Annotated in this window: 15 protein-coding genes; 8 read left to right on the top strand and 7 right to left on the bottom strand. The window is 61.0% G+C overall.

Annotated features, from left to right (window positions below):
- The first annotated feature begins 4 nt into the window (after positions 1 to 4).
- On the top strand, positions 5 to 316 hold the full coding sequence (locus ACSFE6_RS16830; protein ID WP_435428682.1) for an NGG1p interacting factor NIF3: 312 nt from the start codon (positions 5 to 7) through the stop codon (positions 314 to 316).
- A gap of 204 nt (positions 317 to 520) precedes the next feature.
- On the opposite strand, the gene nagE is transcribed toward ACSFE6_RS16830, so the two are convergent.
- From nagE to ACSFE6_RS16795, 7 genes are all read right to left on the bottom strand, one after another.
- Positions 521 to 2236 carry an N-acetylglucosamine-specific PTS transporter subunit IIBC gene (nagE, locus tag ACSFE6_RS16825; RefSeq protein ID WP_435428681.1) on the bottom strand — a complete coding sequence of 572 codons (1716 nt, stop codon included), beginning with the start codon at positions 2234 to 2236 and terminating at the stop codon, positions 521 to 523.
- A 30-nt stretch (positions 2237 to 2266) separates the two neighbouring features.
- Complete coding sequence (ptsP, locus tag ACSFE6_RS16820; RefSeq protein ID WP_435428680.1) at positions 2267 to 4783, bottom strand: phosphoenolpyruvate--protein phosphotransferase; 2517 nt, start codon at positions 4781 to 4783, stop codon at positions 2267 to 2269.
- 163 nt (positions 4784 to 4946) lie between these two features.
- Positions 4947 to 5969 (bottom strand): SIS domain-containing protein, encoded by a 1023-nt coding sequence (locus ACSFE6_RS16815; protein ID WP_435428679.1) that lies wholly within the window; start codon positions 5967 to 5969, stop codon positions 4947 to 4949.
- The gene (gene nagA, locus ACSFE6_RS16810) at positions 5950 to 7056 is read right to left on the bottom strand and encodes an N-acetylglucosamine-6-phosphate deacetylase (RefSeq protein ID WP_435428678.1); all 1107 of its coding nucleotides are present in this window, start codon (positions 7054 to 7056) and stop codon (positions 5950 to 5952) included. Before nagA ends, ACSFE6_RS16815 begins: the two co-directional genes overlap by 20 nt.
- 17 nt (positions 7057 to 7073) lie before the next feature.
- On the bottom strand, positions 7074 to 7805 hold the full coding sequence (locus ACSFE6_RS16805; protein ID WP_435428677.1) for a GntR family transcriptional regulator: 732 nt from the start codon (positions 7803 to 7805) through the stop codon (positions 7074 to 7076).
- 480 nt (positions 7806 to 8285) lie between these two features.
- The gene (locus ACSFE6_RS16800) at positions 8286 to 8789 is read right to left on the bottom strand and encodes a L,D-transpeptidase family protein (RefSeq protein WP_435428676.1); all 504 of its coding nucleotides are present in this window, start codon (positions 8787 to 8789) and stop codon (positions 8286 to 8288) included.
- Positions 8790 to 8839: 50 nt separating this feature from the next.
- A complete protein-coding gene (locus tag ACSFE6_RS16795) occupies positions 8840 to 9388 on the bottom strand; it encodes an NUDIX hydrolase (RefSeq protein WP_435428675.1) in 549 nt (182 codons plus the stop codon).
- 146 nt (positions 9389 to 9534) lie between these two features.
- Here ACSFE6_RS16795 and ACSFE6_RS16790 point away from each other — a divergent pair, with 146 nt between their 5' ends.
- The 7 genes from ACSFE6_RS16790 to guaB all read left to right on the top strand — a co-directional run bounded on the left by ACSFE6_RS16790 (position 9535) and on the right by guaB (position 15264).
- Positions 9535 to 10134, top strand: a complete 600-nt coding sequence (locus tag ACSFE6_RS16790; protein WP_435428674.1) for a CoA pyrophosphatase — start codon at positions 9535 to 9537, stop codon at positions 10132 to 10134.
- A 47-nt stretch (positions 10135 to 10181) separates the two neighbouring features.
- A complete protein-coding gene (locus tag ACSFE6_RS16785) occupies positions 10182 to 10706 on the top strand; it encodes a gamma carbonic anhydrase family protein (RefSeq protein WP_007954617.1) in 525 nt (174 codons plus the stop codon).
- Entirely contained in the window at positions 10703 to 10918 is a 216-nt protein-coding gene (locus ACSFE6_RS16780; protein WP_435428673.1) for a DUF1289 domain-containing protein, read from the top strand. The genes ACSFE6_RS16785 and ACSFE6_RS16780 overlap by 4 nt, the downstream gene beginning before the upstream one ends.
- A gap of 149 nt (positions 10919 to 11067) precedes the next feature.
- Positions 11068 to 11535: a preQ0 transporter gene (locus tag ACSFE6_RS16775; protein ID WP_435428672.1), complete on the top strand. Its 468-nt coding sequence runs from the start codon at positions 11068 to 11070 to the stop codon at positions 11533 to 11535.
- 100 nt (positions 11536 to 11635) lie between these two features.
- A complete protein-coding gene (purT, locus tag ACSFE6_RS16770) occupies positions 11636 to 12817 on the top strand; it encodes a formate-dependent phosphoribosylglycinamide formyltransferase (RefSeq protein WP_435428671.1) in 1182 nt (393 codons plus the stop codon).
- Between the two features lie 199 nt (positions 12818 to 13016).
- Positions 13017 to 13565, top strand: coding sequence for a sugar ABC transporter ATPase (locus ACSFE6_RS16765; RefSeq protein WP_435428670.1), 549 nt, complete (start codon positions 13017 to 13019; stop codon positions 13563 to 13565).
- 229 nt (positions 13566 to 13794) lie between these two features.
- Positions 13795 to 15264 carry an IMP dehydrogenase gene (guaB, locus tag ACSFE6_RS16760; protein ID WP_110966536.1) on the top strand — a complete coding sequence of 490 codons (1470 nt, stop codon included), beginning with the start codon at positions 13795 to 13797 and terminating at the stop codon, positions 15262 to 15264.
- Positions 15265 to 15335 lie beyond the last annotated feature (71 nt).

The following is a 15335-nucleotide window of genomic DNA, read 5'->3' as shown; positions in this document are numbered from 1 at the left end:
AGCCGTGTACAAGCTCAGCTTTTTCGTTCCCGACAGCCATGTCGAAGTGGTCAAAAGTGCCGTATTCGCCGCCGGTGGCGGGCGGATCGGCACTTACGATCATTGCGCCTGGCAGGTGTTGGGCCAGGGGCAGTTTCGACCATTGGACGGCAGTCAGCCGTTCATTGGCGAAGCTGGGCAGGTCGAACGGGTCGAGGAATGGAAGGTTGAGCTGGTAGTGGCTGATGAGTTGATTCGCCAGGTGGTGGCGGCTTTGAAGCAGAGCCATCCCTATGAGACACCGGCTTATGAGGTGTGGCGGTTGGAGGATTTCTGATCCTCCAAGCTGCTGAAATGAGAAACCCGCTGAAGTGATTTCAGCGGGTTTTTTTATGCCTGGGTTTTTGTGTTGATAATCAGGGCCTCATCGCTGGCAAGCCAGCTCCCACAGTGTTTTATGTCCTTCACAAATGCTGTGTACATCCGAGAACCCTGTGGGAGCTGGCTTGCCAGCGATGAGTCCCGCCCAAGCACCGACAATCTAAACCTTGGCACTCACCTCATTGCGATTGACCAAAGCCTCCAACGCCTGGCTCAAACTCGCGGCCTTGTCCCCAACCAACAGATGCCAGATCCCGCCCTCAAGCTGACTCACACCCTGACACCCCAGCATCTTCAAATCGCACTCCGACAACGCCTTGCCATCCGCCAGTTGCAGGCGAATGCGGGTCATGGCCACGCAGTCCAGTTGCAGCACATTGTCGCCCCCGCCAAGGGCCTTCAGCCATTGCTCGGCTTCGGAAGTTGCCACGGCGATCGTTGGCGTTGCATCGACAGTGACCTCCGGGGTGGTGATTAGAGTGCGACCCAGCGCCGGCATCGCCAGGCGAATCTCATCGGCAATGCTGTCGGCCATTGGCCCCACCACCACTTGCAAACTGCCGCCCTTGCCCGGTCGCACCACCGCCATGGCGCCCAATGCCTTCAAGTCCGCATCGGAGGCCTTGTTGCGATCAACCATGTCCAGGCGCAGGCGCGTGGTGCAGGCGCCGACGGTGATCAGGTTCTCGGCGCCACCCAGTGCCTTGATGTAGGCGCCGGCGCGGTCACTTTCCGCCACCGTTGTTTTTTCGACAGTAGCAGCGTCTTCGCGCCCCGGCGTCTTGAGATTGAAGCGACGAATACAGAAATCGAACACCATGTAGTAGATCACCGCATAGACCAGACCGACCGGGACCACCAACCAGCCGTTGGTGGATTTGCCCCAGCCGAGAATCATGTCGATGAATCCGCCGGAGAAAGTAAATCCCAGGTGAATGTTCAGCAGGTTGGTGACAGCCATGGCCAGGCCGGTCAGCAGTGCGTGCAACAGAAACAGCATCGGCGCAAGGAACATGAAGGCGAATTCGATGGGTTCGGTAACGCCGGTCAAAAACGAGGTCAGGGCCATCGACAGGAAAATCCCGCCCATGATTTTGCGCCGTTCCGGCAAGGCGTTGCGGTACATCGCCAGGCACGCGGCCGGCAGACCGAAGAGCATCACCGGGAACATGCCGGTCATGAACTGGCCGCCTTTGGGATCACCGGCGAAGTAGCGCGACAGGTCGCCAGTGACGAGGGCGCCGGTGGTCGGATCGGTGAAGTTGCCAAACACGAACCACGCCATGTTGTTGAGGATGTGGTGCAGGCCGGTGACGATCAGCAGGCGATTGAACACGCCGAAGACGAACGCGCCGAAGCTGCCGCTTTCCAGCAGCAGGGCACCAAAGCTGTTGATGCCATGCTGGATTGGCGGCCAGATCAGGCCAAACACCACGCCCAGGCCGACCGCGCTGAAACCGGTAACGATCGGCACGAAACGTCGGCCACCGAAGAACGCCAGGTACTCCGGCAACTTGATGTCCTTGAAACGGTTGTACAGCGCCCCGGCCATCAAGCCGCTGATGATCCCGGCGAGCATGCCCATGTTGATGCTTGCATCCAACACCTTGAGCGTGGAGACCATCACCAGATAACCAATGGCACCGGCCAGACCGGCCGTGCCGTTATTGTCCTTGGCGAAACCGACGGCGATACCGATGGCGAAGATCATGGCCAGGTTGGCGAAAATCACCTGGCCGGCATCGTGGATGATCGCGATGTTCAAAAGATCCGTGTCGCCGAGGCGCAGCAGGAGGCCGGCAATCGGCAAAATCGCGATCGGCAGCATCAGTGCACGGCCGAGGCGCTGCAGGCCTTCGATAAAGTATTGGTACATGGCGGTTCTCCCTGGATTTTTTGTTGTTCTTCAGCTCAGAGGCCAATGCTGATGACAGGCATGACGCACCGCCGTGGCGCTGCTGAGCTTGAGCAGGTCCTGGCTGATGCGATGGCATTGGCTGGCGTCTAGGTGGCGTACGCGATCCTTGATTTCACCGATTTGCACCGGGCTCACCGACAGTTCGCTCACGCCTAGCCCGATCAGCACCGGTGTCGCCAATGGGTCGGAGGCCAGCGCCCCGCAAACTCCGACCCAACGCCCGTGCTGCGCAGCACCGGTGCAAGTCTGGGCAATCAATCGCAGCAGCGCCGGGTGCAGGGCATCGACCCGCGAGGCGAGGCCGGCGTGGTCGCGGTCCATGGCCAGGGTGTATTGCGACAGATCATTGGTGCCGATGGACAGGAAATCCGCGTGCTCCGCCAACTGTTCGGCCAGAAGCGCCGCGGCCGGCACTTCGATCATCACGCCCAGTTCAGGGCGTTCGCTCAGACCCAGTTCGGTGCACAGGGCGTCGAGGCGGCGGCGGATATGCAGCAGCTCATCGACTTCGGTGACCATTGGCAACAGGATCCGGCAACGGGACAACGGTGTGACGTGCAGCAGGGCGCGCAGTTGCTGGTCGAGCAATTCCGGGCGAGCCTGGGCCAAGCGAATGCCGCGCAGGCCAAGCACGGGGTTGGCTTCGGCGGGCAGGGGCAAGTAGTCAAGTTGCTTATCGCCGCCTACGTCGATGGTGCGGATGATCACGGACTTGTCGCCCATGGCATCGAGGACGGATTGATAGGCGTGGTGTTGCTCCTGTTCGTCCGGCGCGGTGCTGCGGTCGACAAACAAAAATTCGGTACGCAGCAGGCCGACGCCGTCAGCGCCGTTGGCCAGTGCGTCCGCGGCTTCGGCGCTGGAGGCGACATTGGCCGCGACTTCGATACGCCGGCCATCGAGGGTGTGTGCCGGCGTGTGCGCTTGAGCCTGCTGCTCGGCGCGACGCTGCTGACGTTGTCGTTGCGCCTGATTCACTTCGGCCAGGCGTTCGGCGCTCGGCATCAGTTCGAGGCGACCGCCGTCGGCGTCCAGGACCACCGCCTGGCCTTGTTCCTGATCCAGCAGCGACGAGCCGAGCGCGACCAGGCACGGCAAGCCTTTACCCCGGGCGAGGATCGCAACGTGGGAAGTCGCACCACCTTCGGCCATGCACAACCCGGCGACGCCTTGCTGACTCAGTTGCAGCAAATCGGAAGGGGTCAGCTCATGGGCGGCGACGATGGCGCCGGGCGCTACGTCGTAATGCCAGGCTTCACCGAGCAGGGCGCGCAGCACCCGTTGCTTGAGGTCGCGCAGGTCGTTGGCGCGTTCGGCCAGCAGCGAACTGCCCAGTTGCTGAAGCATGTCGCATTGCGCGTCGATGGATTGGTGCCAGGCGTGAGTCGCCCCAGTGCCGATATCAATGGACAGATAGGCCGCGTTCAGTAGGGCCGGATCTTCCAGCAACGCCATATGCGCAGCGAAGATCGCTTCTTCGTCGGTGTTCTTGTGTTTTCTGGCTTGGGCCAGGGTGCCGGCGATTTCGCTGCGGACCTGGATCAGCGCGGTGTCGAGCAGCTGCCGTTGTTGCGCCGGATCATTGTGTCCGGTATCGGCAGGCAGGTTGATCGCGTTCAAGTGAATCAGCGGGCCGCCCACCAGTCCCGGGGCGGCACAAACGCCGTGCAATACACCCGCTTCAGCTGCGCGGTTGCGCTGGATCGTCGGTGTTGGCGCAAGGGCGTGATGCTCTTCGGGCAGGGCTGTGGACAACGCCGTCAGCAGGGCTTGCAGTGCGGCTTCGGCGTCCAGGCCCTGGCAACTGACTTGCACTTCGTCCTGCTCACCGATGGCCAGCCCCATCAGTCCGATCAGGCTGTCACAGGTGGCCGATTTGCCGTTGAAATGCAGCTGCGACTTGCTCTTGAAACCCTGGGCCGTCTGACGGATCAGCGCGGCGGGTCGTGCATGCAAGCCGCCACGGTGGGCGATGCGGATGTGGCCAACCCGTACTTCGCCGGCGACTTCCACGTCCGATTTTGCACCCACGCCATGGCGGCGAATGATGTGCAGCAGCGGCTCGCCGACCTTCACCGATTTAAGCGTGATGGGGCGTGCCTGAAAGTCCTGGCTATTGGTGAGGATCAGCAGGCTGACCAGGCTTTTGCATTGTTGCGCGACCTTGTCCTGATCGTAGCGCAGCAGCGGTTGGCCGTTGGCGACCCGAGCGCCTTCCTGAACCAGTATCGAAAAGCCCTGGCCTTGCAGTTCGACGGTGTCGAGGCCCAGGTGCAGCAGCAATTCGGCGCCGTTGTCGGCGCGCAGGGTCACGGCGTGGCCGGTGCGCGCGATATGCACCACGACGCCAGCGCACGGCGCGTGCAGGGTGTCATTCAACGGGTCGATGGCGATCCCGTCACCCATGGCACCGCTGGCGAACACCGCATCCGGAACTTTGGCGAGCGTGAGCACCGGGCCGCTGAGCGGGGCGCTTAAGGTCAGCTCTTTATTGTTGTTGTGCATGGCTCGGTCTCATCAAAAATAACTACGATTCGGAAATTCGCCCGGACCCTGTAGGAGCGAGCCTGCTCGCGAAGAACGACAGAGCACCACGGGGGTGTCAGGCTGCCAGCGTCATCGTTAACGACCATCGCGAGCAGGCTCGCTCCTACAGGGGTAGGTGTCTTTAATGGGTGCGCGTCACTTTGCTCAGGTGTCTTGGCTGGTCCGGGTCCATGCCGCGTGCGACCGCCAGACCGGCGGCCATCACGTAGAAGCTCTGGATCGCCAGGATCGGATCGAGGGCCGGGTGTTCGGCGCGGGTCAGGGTCAGGTCGCGTTCGCTCACGTCATCCGGTGCCGCCAGCAACACCCGGGCACCCCGTTGACGCATATCCGCCGCCAGGCTCAGCAGTCCGGCCTGCTCGGCTCCGCGCGGGGCGAAGATCAGCAACGGGTAGTTCTCGTCGATCAGTGCCATCGGGCCGTGACGGACTTCGGCGCTGCTGAAGGCTTCGGCCTGTATTGCCGAGGTCTCCTTGAACTTGAGCGCTGCTTCCTGAGCAATGGCGAAACCGGCGCCGCGACCGATGACCATCAAACGCTGGCAATCGCGCAGGGCTGCAATGGCCGGGCTCCAGTCCTGCCGGGCGGCCTCGCGCAGGCCATCGGGCAAGGCGCGGCCGGCTTCGAGCAGTTCAGCGTCTTCTTTCCAGTGGCCGATCAAACGGGCGCTGGCACTGAGGGTGGCAATGAAGCTCTTGGTCGCGGCGACGCTGCTTTCGGTGCCGGCCAGCAGTGGCAGGCTGAATTCGCAGGCAGCCTCCAGCGGCGAGTCGGCAGCGTTGACCATCGAGACGCTCAGTGCACCACGTTTGCGCAACAGGCGCAGGCTGTTGACCAGATCCGGACTCTGCCCCGATTGCGAAAAGGCGAATGCGACCTGACCGCTGACCTTCAGCGGTGCCTGTTGCATGGTCACCACTGACATCGGCAGCGAGGCCACCGGGATACCCAGCAGTTGCATGGTCAGGTAGGCGAAGTAACTGGCGGCATGGTCGGAACTGCCGCGGGCGACGGTCATGGCCACTTGCGGCGGCTGCCTGCGCAGGCGACCGGCGATCTCGATCATCTGCGGGTCGAGCTGCTGCAGTTGGGCATGAATGGCCTCAAACGAGGACAGCGCCTCTTCAAGCATTTTTGAAGTCAATGTCTTCTCCTTCGACCATGACGGCGGTCAGTTTCAGTGAGCGATCCAGGCGCACGCAGTCGGCCCAGGCACCGGGTTGCAGGCGGCCGCGTTCGGTGATGCCGAGGTAGTCGGCGGGAAATTGCGACAGGCGTTGCGAGGCTTCGGCGATGGGCAGGCCGATCTTCACCAGATTGCGCAAGGCCTGGTCCATGGTCAGGGTGCTGCCGGCCAGGGTGCCGTCGGGCAGGCGCACGCCACCCAGGCATTTGGTCACGGTGTGGCTGCCAAGCTTGTATTCGCCGTCGGGCATGCCCGCTGCGGCGGTGGAATCGGTGACGCAATACAGGCACGGGATCGAGCGCAGGGCGACGCGGATCGCTCCGGGGTGCACATGCAGCAGGTCGGGGATCAACTCGGCATATTTTGCGTGGGCCAGCGCCGCGCCGACGATGCCCGGCTCGCGGTGATGCAACGGGCTCATGGCGTTGTAAAGGTGAGTGAAACTGGTGGCGCCGGCGTCCAGCGCAGCCACGCCCTCTTCGTAACTGCCGAGGGTATGACCGATCTGCATGCGCACGCCACGAGCGCTGAGTGCGCGGATCAGCGCCTCATGACCCGCAATTTCCGGGGCGATGGTGATGACGCGAATCGGCGCCAGGGCCAGGTACTCCTCGACTTCAGTCATCATCGCGGTGTGGGCGAAATTCGGTTGCGCACCGAGTTTTCCGGGGTTGATGTAGGGGCCTTCGAGGTGCACGCCAAGTACCCGGGCGCTGCCCTTCGGCCGATCCGTGCAGAACTCGCCGACCGCTTTGAGCACCGCGGAAATCTCTTCGCTCGGCGCGGTCATGGTGGTGGCCAGCAGCGAAGTGGTGCCGAAACGCACGTGGGTCCGGGTGATGGTTTCGAAGGCCGGCGCGCCCTCCATGATGTCTTTGCCGCCGCCGCCGTGAACGTGCAGGTCGATGAAACCGGGCAGTAGATAGGGCAGGTCGTTGTCCGCCGGATCGCAGGGCACGCCTTCGATGGACACGACCTTGCCGTGTTCGTGGACCAGCCGGCCGCGAACCCAGCCTTGGGCGGTGAGGATGTTGTCTTCGGACATTTCAGGTTCCCGAGTTTTTAGCGACGCAGCTCTGCCACAAAATCGTAGTAATCGTTGCGGCAATAGGTGTCGGTGACTTCGATGGGCGTGTTGTCTTCGAGGTAGCCCACCCGGGTCATCAGCAACATGGCAGTACCGGGGGCGATGCCGACCAGCGCGGCGAACTCGTCCGAGGCGTTGATGGCCTGGATGTGCTGCAAGGCGCGCACAACGGGTTTGCCGATGCCATCGAGGTATTCGTAAAGGGAGTCGCCGACGGCCAGAGGTTTGGGAATGATCGAGGCGGGCAGGGTGCTCATTTCGATGGCCATCACCGTGTCGTCGGCTTTGCGCAGGCGTTTGAGGCGCGCCACCTTATCGTTGGGTGACAGGCCGAGGCGGATCAGCTCTTCGTGGGTCGGCAGGGTGATTTCCCGTTCCAGCCACTGGGAGCCGGGTACAAACCCCTTGAGGCGCAACATTTCGCTGAAGCCCGACAGGCGCGAGAGTGGTTGTTCCAGGCGTGGGGTGATGAACGTGCCGGAACCCTGATTGCGTCGGATCAGGCCTTGTTCGAGCAACACTTCCAGCGCCTTGCGTGCCGTGACCCGGGAAATCCCCAGCATTTCGCTGAGATTACGTTCCGACGGCATCGCCTGCTCGGCTTTCCATTGGCCGGCATGGATCGCCGTTTCCAGGTTGCGCGCCAGTTGCAGGTACAGCGGCGTGGGTTGGGAGTCGTCCGGACGCAGGGCGTGAAGGTCGTTCATGTAGGTCTTCCGATGCGGATATAGGATTGTTGTCGCACGGTGGTGGGACAAAACCTAATACCACTTGAATACCATGTCAACGCGATGGCCGAGTGTGGTGTGTAGTAAAACTGGGCTTTTTAGGTGCTGTGGAAGGGGGTTGGTTTGAAGTGGTATTAGGGGTGGGGATTTTTGAAGCAAAGATCGCAGCCTTCGGCAGCTCCTACAGGTGGGAGTGGTATCTGTCCTGTAGGCGCTGCCGAAGGCTGCGATCTTTTGAATTTATTTTTCGAGGCCGACCGAAGGTAGCGGTCGGAAGAGGAAATGACGGCTGGCACGATTCATTGTGGCGAGGGGATTTATCCCCGTTGCGCTGCGAAGCAGTGCCAAAACCAGTCATTAGGTTCCGGCTGGCACACCGCGTTTGCTGATTTTGCGACTGCTGCGCAGCCGAACGGGGATAAATCCCCTCGCCACAGAGGTCCATCGCAGACCGAGGGGTTACGGACGGATTTCGATCATCGTGCCGTCCGGCACCAGGTTCCAGATTTCACGCATGTCCACGTTGCGCATGGCGACGCAGCCATCGGTCCAGTCAAGAGTGTGGAACAGCGCTTCAGGGTTGTCTTCGGTGTCCGGCGTACCGTGAATCATGATCATGCCGCCCGGATCGACATTTTCGCGGCGGGCGCGGACCGAGTCGCTGATGTTCGGATAGGAGATGTGCATTGCCAGGTTGAATTTGTCACTGACCTTGCGCCAGTCGATCCAATAGAAGCCTTCCGGGGTGCGGCGGTCGCCTTCCATCAGTTTCTGGCCTCTGGGGTTGCGGCCCAGGGAGATGCGATAGGTCTTGAGCGGCTTGCCGTCATTGATCAATTGCAATTGATGGGCAGATTTGAGAACCAGGACTTTCTCGATGACCTTGCCGTCGTACATCCCCACGGCAGAAGCCTGGGAGAGCGCAGCGAACGACAAACAGAAAAGGGCAAGCAACCAGCGCATTGAAACGATTCCCCAGAAGGTGTCGCGACTATATGTATTTATAGGTGTTTTTAGTTGGCAGGCTGAGCCAGCGGCGGGATCGATTCAGACCGTACGGGATAGACCTCGGCCCGCCGGTCAGCGAAGAAGCATTCTAAGGTACGGCCCACCGTGCGGAAAGCCAGCTCGTCCCAAGGGATGTCCGCTTCGTCGAATAATTGCACTTCGAGGCTTTCGGGACCGGCGGAAAAGTTCAAGTCGGCCAGTACGGCGCGGAAAAATACGTGTACCTGGCTGATATGGGGTACATCGATCAGCGTATAGATGCTCAGGTTGCGCACCCGGGCGCAGGCTTCCTCGGCGGTTTCGCGAATGGCCGCCTGTTCGATGGTTTCGCCGTTTTCCATGAATCCGGCGGGCAGGGTCCAGTAACCCCGGCGCGGCTCGATGGCGCGGCGGCACAACAAGACCTGGGTGCCCCAGGTCGCCAGGCAGCCGGCGACGATGTTGGGGTTCTGGTAATGAATGGCCTGGCAACTGTCGCAGACGAAACGCAGGCGCGAATCGCCTTCGGGAATGCGTTGGGTCACCGGGTTGCCGCACTGGCTGCAAAATTTCATGCTTGGGTTCCTGAATGCTGCACCTATCTTGGCGTGCGGCGGTATCTGTCGGCAAGTTGTCGTTTAGCGACACACCGCAATCCGGGGGCTTGGGCGACCGAAGCGATTGGTGCATGATGCGAGTAAGGCACAGATCGAGAACACTCATGCTGGATGAGCTACTGCATCGGGTAAGTCACCATACACCGCGTACGCTGGAGACTGACCGACGTTTTCCCGAGGCCGCCGTGCTGGTGCCCATTACCCGCAGTGACGAGCCGGAATTGGTATTGACCCTGCGAGCCAGCGGGCTTTCGACCCACGGCGGCGAAGTCGCCTTCCCCGGTGGTCGGCGCGACCCCGAAGACCCTGACCTGGTGTTCACCGCCTTGCGCGAGGCCGAAGAAGAGATCGGCCTGCCACCGGGATTGGTCGAGGTGATCGGCCCGCTCAGCCCGCTGATCTCCCTGCACGGCATCAAGGTCACCCCTTATGTCGGGGTGATTCCGGATTTCGTCGAATACCAGGCCAACGATGCCGAAATCGCCGCGGTGTTCAGTGTCCCTCTCGAATTCTTCCGCGAAGACCCGCGGGAACACACCCACCGCATCGATTATCAGGGCCGTAGCTGGTACGTGCCGAGTTATCGCTATGGCGAGTACAAAATCTGGGGGCTGACGGCGATCATGGTGGTCGAGTTGATCAACTTGCTCTATGACGCGAAAATCAGCCTGCACCAGCCACCGAAAAGCTTTATCAATACCTGAAGCCATCACTCGAATGGCCTGAACCTGTGACGCCTGAGGACATCCTGATGAAATACCGCCTGGGCGACGCCCGTGTCGAGACTCACCCACAGAGCTGGGTCGCACCCAATGCCGTGCTGGTGGGCAAGGTCAAACTGGAAGAGGGCGCCAACGTCTGGTTCAACGCCGTGCTGCGCGGCGACAACGAGTTGATCCTGATCGGCAAGAACAGCAACGTCCAGGACGGCACCGTGATGCATACCGACATGGGCTATCCGCTGACCATCGGCACTGGCGTGACCATTGGCCACAACGCGATGCTGCATGGCTGCACCGTAGGCGACTACAGCCTGATTGGCATCAATGCGGTGATTCTCAACGGCGCGAAGATCGGCAAGAACTGCATCATCGGCGCCAACTCGCTGATCGGTGAAGGCAAGGAGATTCCCGACGGTTCGCTGGTCATGGGTTCACCCGGCAAGGTGGTGCGTGAACTGACCGAGCCGCAGAAAAAGATGCTGGAAGCCAGCGCTGCCCACTATGTGCATAACTCACAGCGTTATGCCCGTGATCTGGTCGAGCAGGAAGAATGACCACGCCAGAACGTCCGGTGCTATCGCCCTGTGTGAATATTTGTGCGCTGGATGACGATGACATCTGCACCGGTTGCCAGCGCACGGTGGAAGAAATCACCCGCTGGAGCCGAATGGACAACACCGAGCGACGCAAGGTGCTGGAGTTGTGTCATGAACGGGCCAAGTCCAGTGGGTTGGTGTGGATGATCGGGGGCAAACCCGGGGATTGAGTCGCGGCCTCTGTAGGAGCGAGCCTGCTCGCGATGGACTCAAGAACAACGCGGGGAACCAGACTCCCCGCGTTTTCGTTAACGACCATCGCGAGCATGCTCGCTCCTACAGTATTCTGTGCGGCAATTTCACAGGTACTTCCCCACCCATGCTCTTCCTCATCGCCTACATCAGCAGCGTCGTGCTGATCAACTTCGCTTTTTCCACCGCCCCGCACCTGGACATCATCTGGTCGGCCTGGGGCGGGCTGGTGTTTATCCTGCGCGACATGGTGCAGACCCGCTTCGGCCACGGCGCGATTGCGGCGATGTTGGCGGCACTGGTGTTGTCCTATGCCACATCCGATCCGTCCATCGCCCTGGCCAGCGCCACGGCGTTCGCGGTGTCCGAGTGCATCGACTGGCTGGTGTTCAGCATCACCAAGCGTCCGCTGCACGACCGCCTGTGGATAAGTTCGGCCCTGAGCATTCCCCTCGATACCTTCATCTTCTTCGGCATGATCGATGCGCTGACCCCCGGCGTAGTTCTCACCGCCCTGGGCTCGAAGTTCGCCGGCGTGACCGCTGTGTGGCTGATCATGGCCTGGCGCCTGCGAAACCAGACCGTCGTCAGCTGAAGCCAAAGCCTGCGGTTCATGTAAAATGCCGCGCTTTCCCCCTATGGGAAGCGTGCCAGGCGCCGCATCCCTCGATGATCCGCTTCTTGAGGACCTTCAGATGACCCGTATCGGAACTCCATTGTCGCCCACCGCGACCCGCGTATTGATGTGTGGCTGTGGCGAGTTGGGCAAGGAAGTGGTGATCGAGCTGCAACGCCTGGGCGTTGAAGTGATTGCCGTGGACCGTTACGCCAACGCGCCGGCCATGCAGGTTGCTCACCGCAGCCACGTGGTCAATATGCTCGACGGCGCGGCCCTGCGTGCAGTGATCGAAGCCGAGAAGCCGCACTTCATCGTGCCGGAAATCGAAGCCATCGCCACCGCGACCTTGGTGGAACTGGAAGCCGAAGGCTTCACCGTGATCCCGACCGCACGCGCCACGCAGTTGACCATGAACCGCGAAGGCATCCGCCGCCTGGCCGCCGAAGAACTGGACCTGCCGACCTCGCCGTACCACTTCGCCGACACCTTCGAGGATTACAGCAAAGCGGTCGAAGACCTTGGTTTCCCGTGCGTAGTCAAACCGGTCATGAGCTCGTCGGGCAAAGGCCAGAGCCTGCTGCGCAGCGTCGATGACGTGAAGAAGGCCTGGGACTATGCACAGGAAGGCGGTCGCGCCGGCAAAGGTCGGGTGATCATCGAAGGCTTCATCGATTTCGACTACGAAATTACCCTGCTGACCGTGCGTCACGTTGGCGGCACCACATTCCTCGCGCCGGTCGGCCACCGTCAGGAGAAGGGCGACTACCAGGAATCCTGGCAACCACAAGCCATGAGCCCGATCGCTCTGGCGGAATCCGAGCGCGTGGCCAAGGCTGTTACCGAAGCCTTGGGCGGTCGCGGTCTGTTTGGGGTCGAACTGTTTATCAAAGGCGATCAGGTGTGGTTCAGTGAAGTCTCGCCGCGCCCGCACGACACCGGTATGGTCACGATGATTTCCCAGGACCTGTCGCAATTCGCCCTGCATGCACGGGCGATCCTCGGCCTGCCAATCCCGGTGGTGCGCCAGTTCGGGCCTTCGGCTTCGGCGGTCATCCTGGTGGAAGGGCAATCGACCCAAACCGCATTCGCCAACCTGGGCGCCGCGTTGAGCGAGCCGGATACCGCGCTGCGCCTGTTCGGCAAGCCTGAAGTCAACGGCCAGCGCCGGATGGGCGTGGCCTTGGCGCGCGATGAGTCGATCGAAGCGGCTCGCGCCAAGGCAACCCGTGCTTCGCAGGCGGTTGTGGTCGAGCTGTAAAAACCGCTGCGGCGGGCCTATACCTTCTATGGGCTCGTCACAATTCCGGTCCGAAGGTACTGAACTGTGGGAGCGAGCCTGCTCGCGAAGGCGGTTTAACATTCAACAATGATTTTGAATGAAAAACCGTATTCGCGAGCAGGCTCGCTCCCACAGGGATTGCGTTGAATTGACTGTAAAAGTTTTAGGCCTGTACCCCATGAATTCGCAAAGCATCATCGTCCCGAAGATCTCCACACTGCCGGTGCACGAGCCCCGGGCCCGGGCGATCGTGCGTTGGCTGGTGCGCAAGAACATCATCAAGGAAGAACTGACCACGTGTGGCCGGACGGGCAATCGCATGGCTCACGCCATCGGCGAAGGCGCGCGTGACGTAGTGTTGCACCCGCAGGCCCTGCCTTTTGGCGAGCCGATCAACGGCCTGGAGATCATCACCAAGCGCTGCATCTATACGCCAGCCAAGGGGTTTCTGGGCGAGGCGGGTTGCGCCGAGTGCCGCCAGGAAGTGGGCGAAGCCCTGTTTGAAAGCCTGGAAGACTGGATGCCCGGGCGCACCGATAACTTCACCTGCCCCGAGTGCGGGCATGAAGATGACATCAACGGCTTTCTGTTTCTGCAGGAATGCGGCTTCTCCAATCTGGGCTTCATTTTCAACAACTGGGCCGAAGCCGGGTTCAAGCAGAGCTTTCTCGACGAATTCGCCGATTGGCTGGATCAACCCGTCAGCTGGGTCAAAGTCGAACTCTGATGACCTTGTAGGAGCGAGCTTGCTCGCGATGAAAGTGAAGGCAACGCTTGATTCCAGAAAGAACGCGTCATTGTTCACGACCATCGCGAGCAAGCTCGCTCCTACAGGTTTTTGTAGAAAATCCCCCGTCGATCACCCGCATCGATAATAGACAGAGTTTTACATTGAACCCGAAGGGGTGTCTGACTATAATGGCGCGCTTCCATTTTCCCGCTCGGGAGCCCCCGCGATGCTGCGTATCAGCCAAGAAGCTCTGACATTCGACGACATTCTCCTCGTGCCCGGTTATTCCGAGGTACTTCCTAACGAAGTCAGTCTCAAAACCCGTCTTACCCGTGGCATCGAGCTGAACATTCCACTGGTTTCCGCTGCCATGGACACCGTCACTGAGGCCCGTCTGGCAATCGCCATGGCTCAGGAAGGTGGTATCGGCATCATCCACAAGAACATGACCATCGAGCAGCAAGCTGCCGAGGTCCGCAAGGTCAAGAAGTTCGAAGCCGGGGTCGTAAAAGACCCGATCACCATCGAGGCTGACGCCACGGTCCGTGACCTGTTCGAACTGACCCGCCTGCACAACATCTCCGGCGTTCCGGTGCTGCACGATGGCGACCTGGTCGGCATCGTCACGTCCCGTGACGTGCGTTTCGAAAGCCGCCTGGACGCCAGCGTCCGTGAAGTGATGACGCCTAAAGAGCGTCTGGTCACGGTCAAGGAAGGCGCCGACAAGAACGACGTTCGCGAGTTGCTGCACAAGCACCGCATCGAACGCGTGCTGATCGTCGACGACAAGTTCGCCCTCAAGGGCATGATGACCGTCAACGACATCGAAAAAGCCAAGGCTTACCCACTGGCCAGCAAGGACGATCAAGGTCGTCTGCGCGTTGGCGCTGCCGTCGGTACCGGTAAAGACACCGGTGATCGCGTCGCTGCCCTGGTCAATGCCGGCGTTGACGTGGTGGTGGTTGACACCGCTCACGGTCATTCCAAAGGTGTGATCGACCGCGTTCGCTGGGTCAAGGAAAACTATCCACAAGTGCAGGTCATCGGTGGCAACATCGCCACCGGCGCTGCCGCCAAGGCCCTGGCCGAAGCGGGCGCTGACGCGGTCAAGGTCGGCATCGGCCCTGGTTCGATCTGCACCACCCGTATCGTCGCCGGCGTCGGCGTCCCGCAAATCAGTGCCATCGCCAACGTCGCCGCTGCCCTTGAAGGCACCGGTGTACCGTTGATCGCCGACGGCGGCATCCGTTTCTCCGGTGACCTGTCCAAGGCCATCGTGGCCGGTGCTTCCTGCGTGATGATGGGCTCGATGTTCGCCGGTACCGAAGAGGCACCGGGCGAGATCGAACTGTTCCAGGGCCGTTCGTACAAGGCTTACCGTGGCATGGGCTCGCTGGGCGCCATGTCCCAGGCTCAAGGTTCCTCCGACCGTTACTTCCAGGACTCTTCGGCAGGTGCCGAGAAGCTGGTTCCGGAAGGCATCGAAGGGCGTGTTCCGTACAAGGGCACCCTGAGCGCGATCATCCACCAGTTGATGGGCGGCCTGCGTTCCTCGATGGGCTACACCGGTAGCGCCAACATCGAACAAATGCGCACCATCCCTGAATTCGTGCGGATCACCGGCGCTGGCATGGCCGAGTCCCACGTGCATGACGTGCAGATCACCAAGGAAGCGCCAAACTACCGTGTAGGTTGAGCTTTCCAGCAAAAAGTTAAGCAACCGGGGCTGTTTTATTCAGCCCCGAGTTGTTTCTGAATCACGACTGT

It is taken from the genome of Pseudomonas baetica (assembly GCF_051216495.1).
Classification (GTDB): Bacteria; Pseudomonadota; Gammaproteobacteria; order Pseudomonadales; family Pseudomonadaceae; genus Aquipseudomonas; species Aquipseudomonas baetica_B.
This window is presented reverse-complemented; position numbering and strand designations above follow the sequence as displayed.